This is a genomic window from Microbacterium sp. LWH12-1.2 (assembly GCF_040675825.1).
Lineage (GTDB): Bacteria > Actinomycetota > Actinomycetes > Actinomycetales > Microbacteriaceae > Microbacterium.
This window is the reverse complement of the sequence record NZ_JBEGIJ010000001.1, coordinates 2,826,843-2,844,703: the sequence shown is the minus strand read 5'-3', so window position 1 is coordinate 2,844,703 and position 17,861 is coordinate 2,826,843. Positions and strand designations below refer to the sequence as shown.

Below are 17,861 nucleotides of genomic sequence, written 5' to 3'. Positions count from 1 at the left end.
TGATGCGCGAAGGCGGGCCCACATCGTCTGAAAGGTGGAGATCGGGTTCCGCCTTCTCCTCGATCCCCGCCCGCGATGCTCCCGCTGGACTGGGGGAATGCTCCGTGCACTCCGCTCCCTGCCCGAACGTCTCACCTCCCGTCGCGGCGCCTGGATCGCGCTGGCGATCGGGATCCTCGCTCTCGTCGCCGTGATCGGTGCGCTCGGCAGGGCCTCCGTGCCGGCGGGGAACGCCGCAGCGCCCGCCGCATCCGAATCCTCCCTGGTCGCCGCGGAGGCGGAGACCTTTCCCGATGCCGATGAGCAGACCGTCCTGCTCGTGGCGAGCAGAGCGGACGGGGCCGAGCTGACCGCCGATGATCTCGAAGCCTTCGCCGGGCTGCTCCCCGCGATCGAGGCGGTGACCGGGGCCGCCGCATCCGGGCCGATCCCGAGCGAAGACGGCGAGGCGGCAGTCCTCCCGGTGACCGTCGAGATCGGCGGCGACGACGAGGGCGCCGAGAGCGCGGTGCACGGACTTCGTGCCTTGCTCGAGGAGCATCCGATCGACGGCCTGACCGTGCAGGTCACCGGCGGGCCCGCATTCGGCGTCGATGTCGCCGCCGCCTTCGATGGCGCCGACTTCACCCTGCTGCTCGTGACGCTCGGCATCGTGGCGCTCCTGCTCATCCTCACCTACCGATCGCCGGTGCTCTGGATCGTGCCGCTCGTCGTCGTCGCGCTCGCCGACCAGGCCGCGAACAAGGCGACCGCGGCGATCGGCACCGCGATGGGGCTGCAGTTCGACTCCGGGATCGTCAGCGTGCTGGTGTTCGGGGCCGGAACCAACTACGCCCTGCTGCTCGTCTCGCGGTATCGGGACGAGCTGACCAGGGAGAGCGACCATCGCCGCGCACTCGTCACCGCGTGGCGTCGCACGGGGCCCGCGGTCCTCGCCTCGAACGCGACGGTCGTGCTCTCGCTGCTGACTCTCGTGCTCGCGGTCATCCCCGGAACCCGCGGACTCGGCATCGCCTCGGCGGTCGGGCTGATCATCGCGCTCGCAGCCGTCCTGCTGGTGCTGCCGCCCGCGCTCGCTGTATGCGGACGCGGCGTGTTCTGGCCTTTCGTGCCACGGGTGAGCGAGGACGGCTCGTCGTCGCCGGCCGGGGGTCGGGGCTGGCGGGCGGTGGCGACCGGAGTGGCGCGCCGCCCCTGGCTGCCGCTGCTCGGCGGAGTCGCCCTGCTCGGCGTGCTCGCGACCGGCGTGCTCGGCGCTTCCGTCGGGTTGAGCCAGGCGGAGAAGTTCCGGGTGCCGTCCGAGTCGGCGGTCGGACTCGAGGTGCTCGGGGAGCACTTCCCACCCGGCGAGGCGCAGCCCATGATCGTGCTCGTCGACAGCGCGGAAGCGGATGCCGCGACCGAGGCGATCGAGGGTGTCGCCGGCATCATCCGGGTCACGCCGGCCGGCGAGAGCTCCGACGGGGACCGGACCCGGCTGGTCGTCACCGGAGAGCCCGCACCCGGCACCGATGAGAGCCTGCGTCTCGTGGAAGATGTTCGGAAGGCTGCGCACGGCGTCGCCGGAGCAGGCGCCCTGGTCGGCGGACCCGTCGCCGTCGATGTCGACGCGCGTGCCGGCAACCTGCAGGACTTCCTGCTGATCGTGCCCCTCGTTCTGGCCGTCTGCCTGCTCGTGCTCATGATGCTTTTGCGCGCCGTGGTCGCGCCGGTCGTTCTCCTCGTCGTGAACACCCTGAGCGCCGTCGCGGCGATCGGCGCGGGAACCTGGATCAGCCGCACGGTGTTCGGATGGGACTCCCTCGACCTGCAGGTGCCGCTGCTGTCGTTCCTGTTCCTGGTCGCCCTCGGTATCGATTACACGATCTTCCTCGTGCACCGGGCGCGCGCCGAAGCCGGATCCGTCGGGACGACGGCTGGCATGGTGAATGCCGTCGCTTCGACGGGCGGCGTGATCACCAGCGCGGGCATCGTGCTGGCCGCTGTGTTCGCCGCTCTTGGGCTGCTGCCGCTGGTCACGCTCGGCCAGATCGGGCTCATCGTCGGCATCGGCGTGATCGTCGACACGTTCGTCGTGCGTACGGTGGTCGTTCCGGCCTTGTTCGCGGTGATCGGCGACGCGATGTGGTGGCCTTCTCGGGCACCGCGGCCGCCCCGCCAGAGGGAGCAGAGCGAAGCGGGAGCGCAGGGGGAAGAATGTGAGGATGCCCAGACGCACTCCTTCCCCTCAGCAGTCCGCTGAGGACGCGGCCATTGTGGCGGAGTCGGGAACGCGGACCTGGGCCGGGCTGGTCGGCGCGATCCGCATCGGGCAGGCCGCGATCGCTCTCGTGCTCACGGCCGTCGGCGCCGTGCGTGCGGCCGGTGACGGCGTCCCGCTGCCGTGGATCCTCGCGGTATCGTTCGTCTTCCTCGGCTGGTACGCCGGCGGCCTGCTGCTGGCCGAGCGCACCGGCGACCGCCGGCTCGCCACGTGGTGGCTGCTGGGGCTGACGGTCATCTGGCTCGGCGCCGTGGCCGTCTCCCCGGAGTACATCTGGCTCGCCTTCCCGCTCTGGCTGCTGGCCGGCTTCGTGATGCGGATGCCGTGGGCCGTGCTGCTGAGCGCGATCGTTCTCGCCGTCGTGATCGCGGCGCCGGTGCTCCATCACGGCGCAACGAGCTACGCGAATGTGATCGGTCCCCTTGTCGGCGGGGTCTTCGCGCTGGGAATCTCGCGCGGTTATCTCGAACTCGTTCGGGACGGCCGCGAACGGCGGCGTCTGATCGCCTCGCTCGTCGCCACGCAGGAGGAGATGGCGGCGCTGCAGGACGAGCTCGCCCGCACGCAGCGCGAGTCCGGGGCGAGCGCCGAGCGCACCCGGGTGTCGCGTGATATCCACGACACCGTGGCGCAGAGCGTGTCCTCGATCGGGATGCTGTCCCGTTCGGCCCTGGAATCTGATTCGGACGCCGACCGCGCCCGCGCGCTTGAGCAGATCGGCGCGCTCGCCGCGGAGGGGCTCGCCGATGCACGGCGCATCGTGAACGACCTCATGCCGGCGGAACTCGACGGCACGGCCCTCGGTGATGCACTGCGGCGGATGCTGCAGCGGTTCACCGCCGAGACCGGGATCGCCGCGACGCTGCACAGCGACGACGATCTGCCGTCTCTGGGACTCGATGTCGAGGTCGCGCTGCTGCGCACGGCGCAGTCGGGGTTGGCGAACGTCCGCACGCACTCCGGTGCCGCGCTCGTGGTGGTGACACTGGCGGATGCCGGTGACGCGGTGCGCCTCGACGTGGTCGACGATGGGCGCGGCTTCGATCCGGCGCGGCTGGACGCGCCCGGTTCCGGCGGCGGCTACGGCCTGCGCGCCATGCGGGCGCGGCTGCGAGAACTCGGCGGAGGCCTCGATGTGGAGAGCGCCCCCGGGGACGGCACCGCACTCTCGGCTCACGTGCCGCTCGGAGGCCGGTCATGACCGCGGTACGGGTGCTTCTCGTCGACGACCATCCGATCGTGCGCGCCGGCGTGCGTTCGCTGTTCGACCGCCGTGATGACGTCGACGTCGTCGGCGAGGCGGCTTCCGGCGAGGAGGCGGTGGTGCTCGCCCGACATCTGCATCCCGACGTCGTGCTGTGCGATCTGCGTCTCGGCGACGGCATGGACGGCGTGCAGACGACGGCAGCGCTACGGTCGCAGCATCCGGCCCCCGCCGTGATCATCCTGACGACCTTTGACCGGGATGCCGAGATCCTCGGCGCGATCGAGGCGGGAGCCGCCGGATACCTGCTCAAGGACGTCGCGCCCGACGACATCGTGCACGCGATCCGCCGCGCTGCCGCCGGCCAGCTGATACTCAGTCCCGAACTCACCGAACGTGTCGTGCAAGTGATGCGTGCCCCGCGGGTGCGGCTGACCGAGCGTGAACTCGACGTGCTGCGGCTGCTCGACACCGGTGCGTCGAACCGCGAGATCGCGAAGACGCTGTTCGTCAGCGAGGCCACCGTGAAGACGCATCTGGTGCACATCTTCGACAAGCTCGGTGCCGACAGCCGGGCCCGTGCGATTGCGATCGCCCGCGACACCGGCGTGCTCTGACCGGATCTCAACCGTTCGATGGATTCACGGGACAGGCGTCAGCGCGAGGCTGGATGCAGTCTCGAAAGGATCCCCTTGCGCAAGCTCTTCTATGCCGCGTTCGCCTACATGTTGATCGGCGTCGCCTCCGGCCTCTTCTACCGTGAGTTCACCAAGCTCAACGACTTCCCCGAGGGGCAGGCCACGCAACTCGGCCTCGTGCACACGCACCTGCTCGTGCTCGGCTTCGTCGTGCTGCTGATCGTGCTGCTGCTGGAGAAGGCGTTCGGGCTGTCCGAGAGCCGCCTGTTCGGCTGGTTCTTCTGGGTCTACAACGCCGGACTCGTGCTGACTTCGGCGATGCTCGTGTGGCACGGCTGCCTCACGGTGCTCGGTCAGGAGTCGTCGAAGATGATCGCCGGCATCGCGGGTGTCGGCCACATGCTGTTGACAGCCGGGATGGTGCTGCTGTTCCTCGCGCTGCGCACGCGCCTGTTCGCAGTGAAGCCCGCAGTCGCCGCTGGCTGAACGATCCGCACGCGGAGCGGAGAAAAAACGGATGCGGAGCACCGAATCGATTCGATAAGCTGACGGGAATGCACCCAGTGACGGGTGCATTCCACGATCCGCCCCCGAGTTCTGCGAGCCGCTTCTCTCATGGCCACCCCCCTCACCACGGGCAAACCGTGGCGCGTCATCCTCGCCTTCTCCGTGCCGCTTCTCATCGGCAACGTCGTGCAGCAGCTGTACCAGTTCGTCGACGCGGTCGTCGTCGGCCGCCACCTCGGCGTGGACTCGCTCGCCGCCGTCGGGGCGACCGGCAGCCTGCTCTTCCTGCTCCTCGGCTTCGCCTGGGGTCTGACGAGCGGCTTCGCGATTCCGATCGCACAGGCATACGGAGCGCGTGACGCCGCCGCCGTACGCCGTTCGGTTGCGGCCGGGGTCATCCTCACCGGCATCGCGAGCGTCGTCCTCACCATCGGTGCGCCGCTGATCGCCGCGCCGACGCTGGCGCTGCTGCAGACACCGCCCGAGCTGATGGACGAGGCCGTCGTGTTCACCCAGATCAGTTTCATCGGCGCCGGCGCGACGATGTTCTTCAACTACCTGTCGGCGATCATCCGCGCGATCGGCGACTCGCGCACTCCGCTGGTCTTCCTCACGGTCTCCTGCGCGCTCAACGTCGGTCTGGTCATCCTGATGGTCGGCCCCCTCGCCTGGGGCGTGGGCGGGGCGGCGCTCGCGACGGTCGTCGCCCAGGCCGTCTCGGTTCTGCTCTGTCTCGAACTCGTCCGGCGCCGGCTGCCGACGCTGCATCTGAGCACGCAGGACTGGCGCGTCGATCGTGCCGAGCTCGCCGAGCACCTGCGGCTCGGCCTGCCGATGGGTTTCCAGGCATCGATCATCGCGATCGGGACCCTCACCGTGCAGGTGGCGCTGAACACGCTGGGTGCAGACGCCGTGGCCGCCTACACGACAGCGTCTCGAATCGACGGTCTGGCCGTCGCACTCCTCGGCTCGCTGGGGCTCGCCGTCTCGATGTACGCGGCGCAGAATCACGGCGGGCAGCGGCCGGATCGCATCCGCCGTGGCGTCGTCCAGGCCACATGGATGGCGGTGGTCGCAGCCCTCGTGCTCGGCGGGCTGCTCATCGCCTTCGGCGTTCCGATGGTGCGGTTGTTCATCGGAGACGGTTCCGACGAGGTCGTCGAGCTCGCCCACCTCATGCTCATCGTCAACGGATGCGGCTACTGGGCGCTCGGCGTGCTGTTCGTGCTCCGCGGCGCGCTGCAGGGCCTCGGCCACACCCTCGTTCCGACGGTGACCGGTGTGATCGAACTGGTGATGCGGGTGGGCGCAGCGGTGGTGCTGGGCGGGATCATCGGGTTCACCGGCGTCGCCCTGAGCAACCCGCTGGCCTGGGTCGGGGCGATCCTGATGCTCGTGCCGGCGTACGTGAGCGCGCACCGCGCACTCGGGCGGATGCCCGTGTCGCCGGCCGAGCCGACGGCGACGTCGGCGATCGCGATCGTCGGCCCGACAGACGGGTCGATGGTCGTCGATGCCGTCTTCACGCAGCCGGTGCCGATCGTGCGACCTTCGCGCCGCCGTCCCCTGAAGCGACGCTGACCCGCACTCCGATCCGGAATGTCCTCCTACGGGATGACCCTGATCGGCCTTGAGGTGGATGTCTTCGTCACGTACATTTCATAGTGTCGAATGGTGCGGAAGTTCCGCAGACCGGGGGGTCATCATGACAACAACGCTGAGCGTGGCTAACGGACTTTCGGCGATCATGGTGCCGATCGGAATCGTGGGGGCGGCACTCGCCGTGATCTGCGCGATCGTCGCCGGTATCGCGATCATGCGCGGGGCGGCAGGCCTGTGCGGAGGAGCGGTCGGGCTGTGGATCCCGTGCGCGATCGTGAGCGCTTCGGCCTCCTTCGGAAGTCAGTGGATGCCACTGCAGGTGTCCGCAGCAGCGCTGATCGGGATGCTCGTGATCGGCGCCGTCGTGCGTGCGATCGTGAATACGGCGCAGGCCCCGGCGACCGGCAGTGCCGCGACGCCGGTGGTGGCGCCGAAGGCTGCTCGCGCGGCGACCCGCACGGTGGCACCGGTGACCGGAACGCTCGCGGTCCAGAAGTCCGCTCACGCGGCGTAGGGCGCCGCAGGTCACCGCGGCAGCAGCCCGCTGCCGTCGCGCAGCTCGAACACGAGCTGGGTCTCGGTGCCGCGCACGACCGGATGGATCGTGATGTGCTCGAGCACGATGTCGCGCAGCGCCGTGGCGTCCTGCACCGCCACGTGCACCAGGAAATCGTCGACCCCCGCGACATGGAACACCTGGAGGACCCGCGGGATGCCGACGAGGGCATCGAACAGGGCGATGACCTTCGGTCCGGTGTGATTCGCCAGCCGCACCTTGATGATCGCCTGCAGCGGGAATCCCAGCGCGGCCTCGTCGACGCGGATGCGGGTGTCGCGGATGATCCCGCGAGCGCGCAGCGCACGCACCCGGTGCGCGCACGTGGATTCGGCGAGTCCGAGCCGGGTGGCCAGCGCCTTGTTCGTGACGTCGGCATCGCGGGTGAGGACGGCGAGCAGCTCCAGGTCGATCTCGTCGAGAGGGCTCGGGCCTTCTTGTGCTTTCATCAACTCACGCCTCCTCGATACCGCAGATGTTGCACAGAATAGCGGTAATCGTCCTGATTCCAGCGGACTCTGTCGATTCTCACTACTGGCATTGCGTTTCCGGCAATGTGGAGGGATGACTGCACCGCTGCATCCTGACACCGTCGCCGTGCACAGCGGCCGTTCCGACCTCGAGGGACTCGGCGTGCACGCGCTGCCGATCGACCTATCCACGACGAACCCGCTTCCGGACATCGAGCGCGGTGGCGACTCCTATGAGGCGATGGCGACCGGCGGCCGGCCACCCGCCGACGGCAGCATGGTCTACGCCAGGTTGTGGAACCCCACGGTCGCCCGCTTCGAGGAGGCGCTCGCGGAGCTCGAGCACGCCGAGGCGGCCGTCGCGTTCTCCTCCGGCATGGCCGCGATGACCGCGGTGATCCTCGCCCACTGCGCGGCGGCGGGCAAGCCTCACGTCGTCGCGGTGCGTCCGCTCTACGGCGGCACCGACCACCTCCTCGGCTCTGGATTGCTCGGCGTCGAGACCACGTACTGTCACCCGGACGAAGTTGCGGCATCCGTCCGCCTGGACACCGGTCTCGTCGTCGTGGAGACGCCGGCCAACCCCACCCTCGAGCTCACCGACATCGCCGAGATCGTCCGGCAGGCGGGAGGCGTGCCGGTGGTCGTCGACAACACCTTCGCGACGCCGGTCCTGCAGAATCCGATCGACCTGGGTGCGGCGATGTCGCTGCACAGCGCGACGAAGTACCTCGGCGGGCACGGTGACGTCATCGCCGGAGTCGTGGCCTGCAGCGAGGAGACGGCCGAGGCGCTGCGCCGCGTGCGTGCCGTCACGGGCGGGCTGCTGCATCCGCTCGGTGCGTACCTGCTGCACCGCGGACTGACCACGCTCCCGGTGCGGATGCGCCAGCAGCAGGAGAACGCACGGCAGATCGTGCAGTGGCTGATCGACCGCCCCGAGGTCGCCGAGGTGTACTACCCGGGCCTCGACGGCGACCCGCACGGAATCGTCGCCCGGCAGATGCGCGGCACCGGAGCGATGATCGCGATGCGTCTCAGTGGCGGTTACGCGGCGGCGAGCTCCATCGCGTCGGCGGTGGGACTGTTCACCCACGCGGTCTCGCTCGGCGGGGTCGATTCGCTGATCCAGCATCCGGCCGCCCTCACCCACCGCCCGGTTCCCCCCGAGGCTCGGCCGGCCGCCGACGTGCTCCGCCTCTCGATCGGTCTGGAGAACGTCGACGATCTGATCGCCGATCTGCGCCAGGCGTTCGAGGCGGCGCCGGCGGGGCAGGATGCTGCCGCATCCGTCCTCACGGAGGCCCTGCACCCGATTCGCTGAGCTGGGCCGCATTCCGCGGCGTTTGTGCACTCCAGACAAGAAACTCAGTTCCAGGTGCAGTGAAACTTGATGCCGACGGGCAAGGTTCTCACAACCACGAGGACGGCCCATACGCTCGCCGGTGGCAACGACGCCACTGACCCCTGGAGTCCTCAATGACGAGTACAAGACCCCACGCGCACGGCCTCGGCATGCGCATCACCGTGATCGTGCTCAGCCTGCTGCTGGCTGCAATGGTGATCCTCTATTTCGCCACTACCGGCCGGATCGCCGCCGGCGCTGCCGAACTCGCCGATGGCACGACCTCGGCGCAGGAGGGTTCCGCCCAGCTCGCGGCCGGTGCCGACGACCTCGCCGACGGTGCGGGCGACCTCGCCGAGGGCACCGAGAAGCTCTCGACCGGGGCGACCAACGCCCACGTCGGATCGGAGAAGCTCAGCGCAGGCGCGGCGAACGCCGCGGCCGGGGCGGTGAACCTTGCTGCGGGGGCGGACACTCTCTCGATCGGCGCATCGAACGCCCTCGCCGGGGCGGGGCGGCTCAGCGCTGGCGCGCAGGCTGCCCTGTCGGGTGCGCAGCAGTTGTCATCGGGCATGGCCCGAGCGGATGCCGGTGCAGCCACGGCGCTCTCGGGCGCTCAGCAGTTGTCAACGGGCATGATCACCGCAGACGCCGGGGCGCAGTCAGTGCTCGACGGTGCGACCAGGCTCGCCGCCGGCGTCACCGGGGCTCACCAGTACTCGTCCGGCGTGCTCGCCAAGGCGTCAGAGTTCAGCACCGCGCTGTCGTCGAAGGTGACACCGCAACTCCAAGGGCTCGCCGCTGAAGAGACCAGGGTCGCGCTCTCGAACGTCGCCGCAACGGCGCCGGGAAATGCGCAGACGCTGGCGGATTCGATCGCCGCGCTCGCTGCGGCCGATCCGAGCAACGCCCAGCTTCAGGAGCTCGCCAGGCTCGCCGCCGGCGTCGACCAGCAGGTCGACGCGCTGGCGGCGCCGGCCGCGACAGCACCCGTGCTCGCTCAGGGCGTGATCGCGGCCTCGCAGGGCGCGCAGCAGCTGGTGGGTGGCGTGAACGCGATCATCGCAGGAGACCCGACAAAGGGATGGCCCGGCACCGTGGCGCTCGTCGATCCGGCAGCGGCGCCGGCGCTCGTGCAGGGCGCGCAAGCGCTGAAGGACGGCACATCGAAGCTCTCCGCCGGTGCGTCCACGCTCGCATCCGGATTGCAGCCGCTGAAGGATGGCACCGCGGGCCTGGCGGGCGGTGCCTCCTCGCTTGCCGCCGGCTTGGAGACGCTCTCGACCGGCGCGATCTCGTTGCACGATGGCACCGCGAACCTCAGCTCCGGGGCAAGCCGACTCAACGACGGTGCGGCGTCCCTCGCAGAGGGCACTGCGACGCTGCACTCCGGCGCAGCCGGTCTCGTGTCCGGCCTCGATGCGCTGTCCGAGGGCGCGACGACGGTCGCGAAGGGAACCGACACCCTGGCTGCCGGGGGCGACAAACTCGCCACCGGTGCGACCGGCCTCGCCGAGGGCAACGGTCTGATCGCCGAAGGAACCGGAACGCTCGCCACTGCGACCGCTGGTGCCGCCCCGACGGTTCTCCCTTGGGCGCTCGGGATCGGACTCGTCGGACTCATCGCGCTCGGATTCTGGATCGGGCACCGCGTCAGTCATCGCAACCGTCTCGCCGCGGCGTGACGGCAGCCGGAGCATCCGGGTTCCTGCCAGCCGCACTGCCGTTCCGAACCTTCTCGGGACGGCAGTGCGGTCTCAGCTCCGACGCGCGCGCACCAGGCGCTTTCCGATCACTCCCTGCCGCGGACTGAACAAGTAGACGAGGCCGAAAACGACACCCTGCACGACGACGACGAGCCCGCCGGAGGCGGCGTCGATCCAGTAGCTGAGGTAGATGCCGATGACGCTGGACACCGCCGACATGATCGGCGCGATCACCAGCATCCGCCCGAACCTGTCGGTGAGCAGATATGCCGTCGCTCCGGGGATGATGAGCATCGCCACGACCAGCACCACGCCGACGACCTGCAGAGCGACGACGGCGGTGAGCGCCAGGACGCCGAGGAGGAGGGCGCCGAGCATGCGCGGGGAGAGACCGATCGCGAACGCGTGCGTGGGGTCGAACGCGTAGAGCGTCAGGTCGCGTCGCTTCACGATGAGCACGGTGAACGCGATCGCCGCCAGGATGCTGATCTGCACGAGGTCCGAGACCGAGACGCCGAGGATGTTCCCGAAGATGATGTGGTTCAGATCGGTCTGGCTCGGCGTGACCGAGATCAGGACCAGCCCCAGGGCGAACAGGGTCGTGAAGACGATGCCGATCGCGGCATCCTCCTTGATCCTGCTCGTGCCGCGGATGAGTCCGATCAGGGCGACCGCGAGGAACCCGAAGACGAGGGCGCCGAGCGCGAACGGCGCACCGAAGATGTAGGCGAGCACGACGCCGGGCAGCACCGAGTGCGAGACGGCGTCACCCATCAGCGACCAGCCGACGAGAACCAGCCAGCACGAGAGGAGCGCGCACACGATAGCGGCGATCACCGTGGTGGCCAGGGCGCGCACCATGAAGTCGTACTGCAGCGGTTCGAAGATGAGATCGAGGATGCTCATGCGGACCCCTCCTCGGGCGTAGGGTCCTCGAGCCCGAAGGCGCGAGCGAGATTCGCGGGCCGAAGGGCCTCCTCGACGGGGCCGTGCATGATCACGCGATGCAGCAGCAGCACCGCCTCATCGGCGAGAGACGGAAGCGCGTGCAGGTCGTGCGTCGAGACGAAGACCGTCTGCCCGGAAGCGGCGAGCTCGCGCAGGAGTCGCACGATCGTCGCCTCCGACCTCTTGTCGACGCCGGCGAACGGTTCGTCGAGCAGCAGGATGTCCGCCCCCTGGGCGATGCCGCGGGCGACGAACGCGCGCTTGCGCTGCCCGCCGGAGAGCTGACCGATCTGGCGATCCGCTAACGCCGTCAACTCGACCCTCTCGAGAGCCTCATCCACCGCGACGCGGTCGGAAGGCCTCGTTCGGCGCGTGAATCCCTGGCGTCCGTACCGTCCCATCATCACCACGTCGCGGACGGAGACGGGGAAGGCCCAGTCGACGTCTTCGCTCTGCGGAACGTATCCGATCAGTCCGCGCCGGCGTGCGGCGGCGGCGTCGACCCCGTCGAGAAGGACGCTCCCGGTGCTCGGCCGGACCATGCCGACGATCGTCTTGAAGAGCGTGGACTTGCCCGATCCGTTCATGCCGATGAGACCGGTGACGCGTCCGGCCTCGACGGTCAGCGACACGTCGTCGAGGGCGAGGACATCGCCGTAGCGGACGGTCGTGCCGCGCACCTCGATCGCCGCGGTCATGGGGTGCGTCCCGTCAGGGCGTCGATGATGGTCTTCGCGTCGTGCCGGATCAGATCGAGGTAGGTCGGAACCGGGCCGTCCGGCTCGGAGAGCGAATCGACGTAGAGCGTGCCGCCGAATTCGGCGCCGGTGGCTTCGACCACCTGTCGCATCGGCTTGTCGGACACCGTGGACTCGCAGAACACCGCCGGGACGTCGTTCTTCTTCACGAACTCGATCGTTCCGGCGATCTGCTGCGGCGTCGCCTGCTGCTCGGCGTTCACCGCCCAGATGTACGCCTCGGTCAGTCCGGCATCGCGGGCGAGGTAGGAGAATGCCCCCTCGCAGGTCACCAGCGCGCGCTCTTTCTCCGGGAGCGCCGAGAGCTCACTGACCAGCTGGTCCTGAACCTCCTGCACCTGCGCCTTGTACTTCTCGGCGTTGGCGGCGAAGTCCTCGGCGTGCGCTGGATCGAGTTCGCTGAACGCCTCGGCCATGTTGTCGGCGTAGAGCTGCACATTCACCGGGCTCATCCACGCGTGCGGGTTGGGCTTTCCTTCGTAGGTGTCCTCGGCGATGTCGATCACGTCGACACCGTCCGACACGACGACGTGCGGCACGTCGACGGACTCGACGAACTGACCGAACCACACCTCGAGATTCAGCCCGTTGTCGAGGATCAGGTCGGCGTCGGTGGCCTTGCGGATATCGCCGGGCGTCGGCTCGTATCCGTGGATCTCCGCGCCCGGCTTGGTGATCGACTCCACGACCAGGTGATCACCGGCGACGTTCTCGGCGATGTCGGCGAGCACGGTGAACGTCGTCAGGACGACAGGCCGCCCATCGCCTTCGTCGGGTTGGCTGGTTCCGCAGCCCGTCAGGCCGAGAGCGCTCAACGCAGCGACGACGGCAGTCACACGACGGACCAAATTTTTAGGCACACCGAAAACATACCAGTGGTTGCCCTGCTCGAGGTCGGACTGCTCAGGGCAGAACAGCTCAGAGCAGATTCCGCCCCGCGCCTCGGCATGGGCGCGCACGATGGGGGCATGAGCGAAGAGAATCCCATCCCGCAGTTCGGCCCCGAAGCGCGCCGCGCCCTGTTCCACGAACGCGTGCTCGTGCTCGACGGCGTGCTCGACGACGACAACGGCACGCTGCTGATGACGCAGTTGCTCGCGCTCGCCGCAGAGGATGCCGTCACCGACATCGCCCTCTGGATCCACTCGCCCGGCGGCTCGGTGCCGTCGATGCTCGCGATCCGCGACATCATGCGGCTCATCCCCAACGACGTCGCCACCCTCGCCCTCGGCCTCGCCTGCAGCGCGGGGCAGTTCCTGCTCTCGGCGGGAACCCCGGGCAAGCGGCGGGCGCTGCCGCACGCGCGGATCCTCATGCACCAGGGATCGGCGGGCATCGGTGGATCCGCGGTCGAGATCGAGGCCCAGGCCGACGATCTGCGGCACATGCGCGACACCGTGCTCGGCCTGATCGCCGGCGACACGGGTCAGCCGCTCGAGCGCATCTTCGAGGACTCCCTGCACGACCGCTGGTACACCGCCGGCCAGGCGCAGGAGTACGGCTTCATCGACGAGATCGTCACGTCGATCGGAGACGTCATGCCGCGCCGACGTGCGCGGGTCGGACTGGGAACGGATGCCGCGGCATCCGCCCCGAAAGGAGCGAAGTCATGAGCAGTTACACGATCCCGAACGTCATCGCGCAGCATCCGCGTGGTGAGCGCATCATGGACGTGTACTCGCACCTCCTCGCCGAGCGGGTCATCTATCTCGGCACCGGCATCGACGCCGGGGTCGCGAACGCGCTGATCGCCCAACTGCTGCACCTCGATGCCGACAGTCCCGAGTCCGGCATCCAGTTCTACATCAACAGCGAGGGCGGCGATCCCGGCGCGGCTCTCGCGATCTACGACACGATGCAGCACATCCGCCCGGCGATCGCGACGACGTGCGTGGGGCAGGCGATCGGGCCGGCGGCGCTGCTCGTGGCGTCGGGCGCGCCCGGTCAACGAGCGGCTCTCGCCCACGCCAGGATCGTGCTGCACCAGCCGGCCGGTCAGTCGCGGGGCGCGATCCCCGACCTCATCCTCGCGGCCGACGAGGTGGTGCGGGTGCGCGCCGACATGGAGGAGATCCTGGCCAGGCACAGTGGTCGCTCGCTCGCAGAATTGCGCGCCGACACCGATCGCGACCGGGTGTTCGCGGCATCCGCGGCCCTCGACTACGGACTGATCGACAGCGTGCTGGGGGAGCGGACCGTGCCCTGAACCGCGCGGCAGCGGTGCCATCTGCATGACCGGATCACGGATGCAGGACGAAAACCCGTGATTCGGTCTGCCCCGGGTGCATCGGTCCTGCAAGTCGTACGGCGGCGAGCGGATGCTCGACCCAGGTGCCGCGGCCTGAAGTCAGGCGGCGAGGGCGAAAGCCGCGCGGCCGGCCGAGACGGCGACGGATGCCGTCGTCGAGCGCAGCTCGTCGGCCACGGCACTGGTCAGCTCGATGAGCGAGGTCTCCAGCGCCCCGCTGATCGCGGCGATCATCTCGCTCGACGGCTCCTTGAGTCCGCGCTCGACCTCGGAGAGGTACTGCGGCGAGACGCCGGCCTTCTCGGCGGTCTCGGTGAGGGTCTCTTCGCGGTCGTGGCGACGGCGGCGCAGCTGGTCGCCGAGCAGTTGGCGCCAGAGCGGCTCGGGATCGGTCGCCTTCGGGCGGGGATTGCGCGGGAGATGCAGGAGCTCGGCCATGCCCCACGGTAACTCCGCGCCCGCCGTCGGCTCCAGCGGTTCTGCTCAGAGCAGAACGCCGGCGTCTCGTGTTCACACCTCAGGAGATTCCTCTGGTTCTGCTGTCGTCCCGGCCGGAGACCCGTGGATTTCCGCGGGCGGTCGGATGCACCGCGCCGAAGATTCCTGAATTGTGAACCGCTCAGCGGCGCGCACCAGCCAGACGAACAGCCTCAGGCTTCGGTCTTCGCCGATGCCTGGTCGGCATCCGTTGCCGCCCAGCTGGCGAGCATCTTCAGCTTCTCCTCCGAGGGCGTTCCCGGCTCGGCCGTGTACGTCGACAGGTGCAAGCCCGGGTCGGCGGGGAGCTCGAACGCCTCGTACACGATCTCGAGTTCACCGACGATCGGATGCCGGAGCCGCTTCACCCCGCTGCGGTGATAGCGCACATTGTGCGCGGCCCACAGCGTCCGGAATCGCTCGCTGCGCGTCGAGAGCTCTCCGACGAGGTCGCTGAACTTCCGGTCGTAGGGGTTGCGCCCGGCTTCGCCGCGCATCGCCGCGACGAGGTCCTGGGTGACCTGCTCCCAGTCGACGTAGAAGTCGTGCGCGGCCGGATTCAAGAAGGCGAAACGCGCACTGTTCGGCACCGGCTCGGTGAAAACCGGGGCGTACAGCGCGCGGCCGAGAGTATTCGCGCCGAGGTACTCGAAGTAGTTGTTGCGCACCAGCGCAGGAGCACCGGTCATCGCGTCCAGCAGCCGCTGGATGCTGGGGCGGATCGACTGAGCCTTCTTCCGCGGCTTCCGTGCGATCGGCGAGGCGTTCGCGGCGCGGGAGAGATCGAACAGGTGCGCCGTCTCGGCGTCGTCGAGCTGCAGAGCTCTGGCGAGGGCCTCCAGCACGCTGTCGGACACTCCGGAGAGATCGCCGCGCTCAAGGCGGGTGTAGTAGTCCACGCTGACCCCGGCGAGCAGTGAGACTTCTTCGCGGCGCAGGCCCGGCACGCGACGGTTGCCGCCGTATGCGGGAAGTCCGGCCTGATCGGGAGTGAGCCGTGCGCGCCTCGTGGAGAGGAATTCGCGCACCTCGCTGCGGGTGTCCATGCCCCGACGCTACGCCGTTGCGACGTAAGAAGGGAGGTTCTGCCGGTACCAGGGTCTGCGGAGGCTGAAGCCCGGCCGGACAGGGGTTCCGACAGGCCCTCCCTTCTCGGCCAGGGCGCACCCACACTGAAGATGACGATCTCGGCGAGCACCGACCCGACGATCGAGAAAGAACAACAGAAGGAGCACACATGCGCGGAGTAGTCATGCACGGACCCGGTGATGTCCGGGTTGAAGAACGCGAGAAGCCGAAGATCACCAGGCCGACGGATGCCGTCATCAAGATCGCCGCAACCTGCATCTGCGGGTCCGACCTCTGGCCCTACCGCGGTGCTGACGCCGTCGACGCGACGCCGATGGGGCACGAGTACGTCGGAGTCGTCGAGGAGGTCGGCGCGGAGGTGAAGAACGTGAAGGTCGGCGATTTCGTCGTGGGGTCGTTCATGGCATCCGACAACACGTGTGAGATCTGCCAGGCGGGCTATCAGTCCCGTTGCGTACATGTCGTGCCGATGGGGAAGTACGGGACGCAGGCCGAGTACACCCTCGTTCCGCACGCCGACGGCACGCTCGTCGCGACGCCCGGTCAGCCCGATGCCGATCTGATCCCGGCGCTGCTCGCGGCATCCGATGTGCTCGGCACCGGCTGGTTCGCCGCCGTCGCGGCCGAGGCCGGTCCCGGCAAGACCGTCGCCGTCGTGGGTGACGGAGCGGTCGGCCTGCTCGGTGTCCTCGCGGCCAAACAGCTCGGCGCCGAGCGCATCATCGCCATGAGCCGTCACGCCGACCGCCAGGAGCTGGCGCGGACGTTCGGGGCCACGGACATCGTCGAAGAGCGCGGAGACGAGGGCGTCGCGAGGATCAAAGAGCTCACGAACGGGCTCGGCGCCCACTCGGTGATCGAGGCCGTCGGCACCCAGGAGTCGATGATGCAGGCCATCCGTTCGACCCGCGCCGGCGGACATGTCGGATACGTGGGCGTCGCGCACGAGGTCGCTCTGCCGGGCGAGGAGTTGTTCTTCTCCGGCGTGCACCTGCATGGTGGTCCCGCGCCGGTGCGGCGGTTCCTGCCGGAACTCATTCAGCTCATCTGGGATCGGAAGATCGACCCTGGCACGGTGTTCGACCTGACGCTGCCGCTCGAGGACGCAGCCGAGGGTTATCGGGCCATGGACGAGCGTCGCGCCACGAAGGTGCTGCTCAGGGTGTGACCTGGAGTGCTCGCCACCGCCGGTAGCCTCGCATCATGAGGAACTTCCTGAGTGTCGAAGAGCTGACTGCTCTGCTCGCCCAGGGCGCCCCGGTGCGCCTGATCGATGTGCGCTGGCGGTTGGATCGGCCGGACGGCCGCGCCGATTATCTCGCCGGGCATATCCCCGGTGCGGTCTATGTTCCCCTCGACACCGAGCTCTCCACACACGGCCGGGCGGACGAGGGGCGGCATCCGCTGCCGTCGACCGCGACGTTGCAGGAGGCGGCACGCCGTTGGGGCGTCCGCGAAGGCGATGTCGTCGTCGCGTACGACGATGCGAAGGGAATCTCCGCGGCACGCGCGTGGTGGCTGCTCCGCCAGGCCGGGGTCGATGTGCGGGTGCTCGACGGCGGACTCGGCGCCTGGACGGCGGCGGGACACGCGCTCACCACAGACGATGTGACCACAGAGCAGGGAGACGTCGTCCTCGAGGAGATCGGCGCGGACGCGCTCACGATCGATGAGGCCGCCGCGTTCCCTGCATCCGGCGTGCTCCTCGACGTGCGCGCCCCGGAACGCTACCGCGGTGAGACCGAGCCGCTCGACCCGGTCGCCGGACACATCCCGGGCGCGCTGAACCTGCCGACGCTGCGTCATCTGGATGCCGATGGCACGATCCTCGACCCCGACAGCATCCGTGCGACCATCGCAGAGCTCGGCGTGACCGCGGGCACCCCGGTGGCCGCCTACTGCGGTTCCGGCGTCACTGCCGCGCACACGGCAATGGTCCTCGCCGAGGCCGGTGTCGACGCGAAGGTGTTCCCCGGCTCGTGGAGTCAGTGGTCGAACACGTCTGGTCGCCCCGTCGCGATCGGGTCGGAACCGGGCTGAGCGGCCGGGC

The 17,861-nt window shown here is 69.1% G+C and carries 18 protein-coding genes; 12 read left to right on the top strand and 6 right to left on the bottom strand.

Annotation, left to right across the window (positions count from 1 at the left end; all coding sequences use genetic code 11):
* The first annotated feature begins 97 nt into the window (after positions 1-97).
* From MRBLWH12_RS13545 to MRBLWH12_RS13520, 6 genes are all read left to right on the top strand, one after another.
* Positions 98-2,242, top strand: a complete 2,145-nt coding sequence (locus MRBLWH12_RS13545; protein WP_363549760.1) for an MMPL family transporter — start codon at positions 98-100, stop codon at positions 2,240-2,242.
* Entirely contained in the window at positions 2,205-3,464 is a 1,260-nt protein-coding gene (locus MRBLWH12_RS13540; RefSeq protein WP_363549758.1) for a sensor histidine kinase, read from the top strand. Before MRBLWH12_RS13545 ends, MRBLWH12_RS13540 begins: the two co-directional genes overlap by 38 nt.
* Positions 3,461-4,084, top strand: coding sequence for a response regulator transcription factor (locus tag MRBLWH12_RS13535; RefSeq protein WP_363549756.1), 624 nt, complete (start codon positions 3,461-3,463; stop codon positions 4,082-4,084). Before MRBLWH12_RS13540 ends, MRBLWH12_RS13535 begins: the two co-directional genes overlap by 4 nt.
* Positions 4,085-4,159: 75 nt before the next feature.
* On the top strand, positions 4,160-4,591 hold the full coding sequence (locus MRBLWH12_RS13530) for a DUF2871 domain-containing protein (RefSeq protein ID WP_363549754.1): 432 nt from the start codon (positions 4,160-4,162) through the stop codon (positions 4,589-4,591).
* 129 nt (positions 4,592-4,720) lie between these two features.
* The gene (locus MRBLWH12_RS13525; RefSeq protein WP_363549752.1) at positions 4,721-6,193 is read left to right on the top strand and encodes an MATE family efflux transporter; all 1,473 of its coding nucleotides are present in this window, start codon (positions 4,721-4,723) and stop codon (positions 6,191-6,193) included.
* Positions 6,194-6,335: 142 nt separating this feature from the next.
* Positions 6,336-6,728 (top strand): hypothetical protein, encoded by a 393-nt coding sequence (locus tag MRBLWH12_RS13520; RefSeq protein WP_363549749.1) that lies wholly within the window; start codon positions 6,336-6,338, stop codon positions 6,726-6,728.
* An 11-nt stretch (positions 6,729-6,739) separates the two neighbouring features.
* On the opposite strand, the gene MRBLWH12_RS13515 is transcribed toward MRBLWH12_RS13520, so the two are convergent.
* A complete protein-coding gene (locus MRBLWH12_RS13515) occupies positions 6,740-7,219 on the bottom strand; it encodes an Lrp/AsnC family transcriptional regulator (protein ID WP_363549747.1) in 480 nt (159 codons plus the stop codon).
* Positions 7,220-7,334: 115 nt separating this feature from the next.
* Here MRBLWH12_RS13515 and MRBLWH12_RS13510 point away from each other — a divergent pair, with 115 nt between their 5' ends.
* Positions 7,335-8,564: a trans-sulfuration enzyme family protein gene (locus MRBLWH12_RS13510; RefSeq protein ID WP_363549745.1), complete on the top strand. Its 1,230-nt coding sequence runs from the start codon at positions 7,335-7,337 to the stop codon at positions 8,562-8,564.
* A gap of 155 nt (positions 8,565-8,719) precedes the next feature.
* On the top strand, positions 8,720-10,270 hold the full coding sequence (locus MRBLWH12_RS13505) for a hypothetical protein (protein WP_363549742.1): 1,551 nt from the start codon (positions 8,720-8,722) through the stop codon (positions 10,268-10,270).
* Positions 10,271-10,342: 72 nt separating this feature from the next.
* Here MRBLWH12_RS13505 and MRBLWH12_RS13500 read toward each other — a convergent pair whose 3' ends face one another.
* The 3 genes from MRBLWH12_RS13500 to MRBLWH12_RS13490 are packed head-to-tail and all read right to left on the bottom strand — an operon-like array spanning position 10,343 to position 12,857.
* On the bottom strand, positions 10,343-11,197 hold the full coding sequence (locus MRBLWH12_RS13500) for a metal ABC transporter permease (protein ID WP_363549740.1): 855 nt from the start codon (positions 11,195-11,197) through the stop codon (positions 10,343-10,345).
* Positions 11,194-11,937 (bottom strand): metal ABC transporter ATP-binding protein, encoded by a 744-nt coding sequence (locus tag MRBLWH12_RS13495; RefSeq protein WP_341976809.1) that lies wholly within the window; start codon positions 11,935-11,937, stop codon positions 11,194-11,196. The genes MRBLWH12_RS13500 and MRBLWH12_RS13495 overlap by 4 nt, the downstream gene beginning before the upstream one ends.
* Entirely contained in the window at positions 11,934-12,857 is a 924-nt protein-coding gene (locus MRBLWH12_RS13490; RefSeq protein WP_341978286.1) for a metal ABC transporter substrate-binding protein, read from the bottom strand. Before MRBLWH12_RS13490 ends, MRBLWH12_RS13495 begins: the two co-directional genes overlap by 4 nt.
* Positions 12,858-12,965: 108 nt before the next feature.
* On the opposite strand from MRBLWH12_RS13490, the gene MRBLWH12_RS13485 reads away from it, so the two are divergent.
* Both MRBLWH12_RS13485 and MRBLWH12_RS13480 read left to right on the top strand, forming a co-directional pair.
* Complete coding sequence (locus MRBLWH12_RS13485; RefSeq protein WP_341976811.1) at positions 12,966-13,610, top strand: ClpP family protease; 645 nt, start codon at positions 12,966-12,968, stop codon at positions 13,608-13,610.
* Positions 13,607-14,203, top strand: coding sequence for a ClpP family protease (locus MRBLWH12_RS13480; RefSeq protein WP_363549738.1), 597 nt, complete (start codon positions 13,607-13,609; stop codon positions 14,201-14,203). The genes MRBLWH12_RS13485 and MRBLWH12_RS13480 overlap by 4 nt, the downstream gene beginning before the upstream one ends.
* Positions 14,204-14,344: 141 nt before the next feature.
* Here MRBLWH12_RS13480 and MRBLWH12_RS13475 read toward each other — a convergent pair whose 3' ends face one another.
* Positions 14,345-14,683, bottom strand: a complete 339-nt coding sequence (locus MRBLWH12_RS13475; protein ID WP_341976815.1) for a helix-turn-helix domain-containing protein — start codon at positions 14,681-14,683, stop codon at positions 14,345-14,347.
* Positions 14,684-14,895: 212 nt separating this feature from the next.
* The gene (locus MRBLWH12_RS13470; RefSeq protein WP_363549736.1) at positions 14,896-15,768 is read right to left on the bottom strand and encodes a helix-turn-helix transcriptional regulator; all 873 of its coding nucleotides are present in this window, start codon (positions 15,766-15,768) and stop codon (positions 14,896-14,898) included.
* Positions 15,769-15,959: 191 nt separating this feature from the next.
* Here MRBLWH12_RS13470 and MRBLWH12_RS13465 point away from each other — a divergent pair, with 191 nt between their 5' ends.
* The gene (locus MRBLWH12_RS13465; protein WP_363549734.1) at positions 15,960-16,979 is read left to right on the top strand and encodes a zinc-dependent alcohol dehydrogenase family protein; all 1,020 of its coding nucleotides are present in this window, start codon (positions 15,960-15,962) and stop codon (positions 16,977-16,979) included.
* A gap of 35 nt (positions 16,980-17,014) precedes the next feature.
* Positions 17,015-17,851, top strand: coding sequence for a sulfurtransferase (locus tag MRBLWH12_RS13460; RefSeq protein ID WP_363549732.1), 837 nt, complete (start codon positions 17,015-17,017; stop codon positions 17,849-17,851).
* The last annotated feature ends 10 nt before the right edge of the window (positions 17,852-17,861 follow it).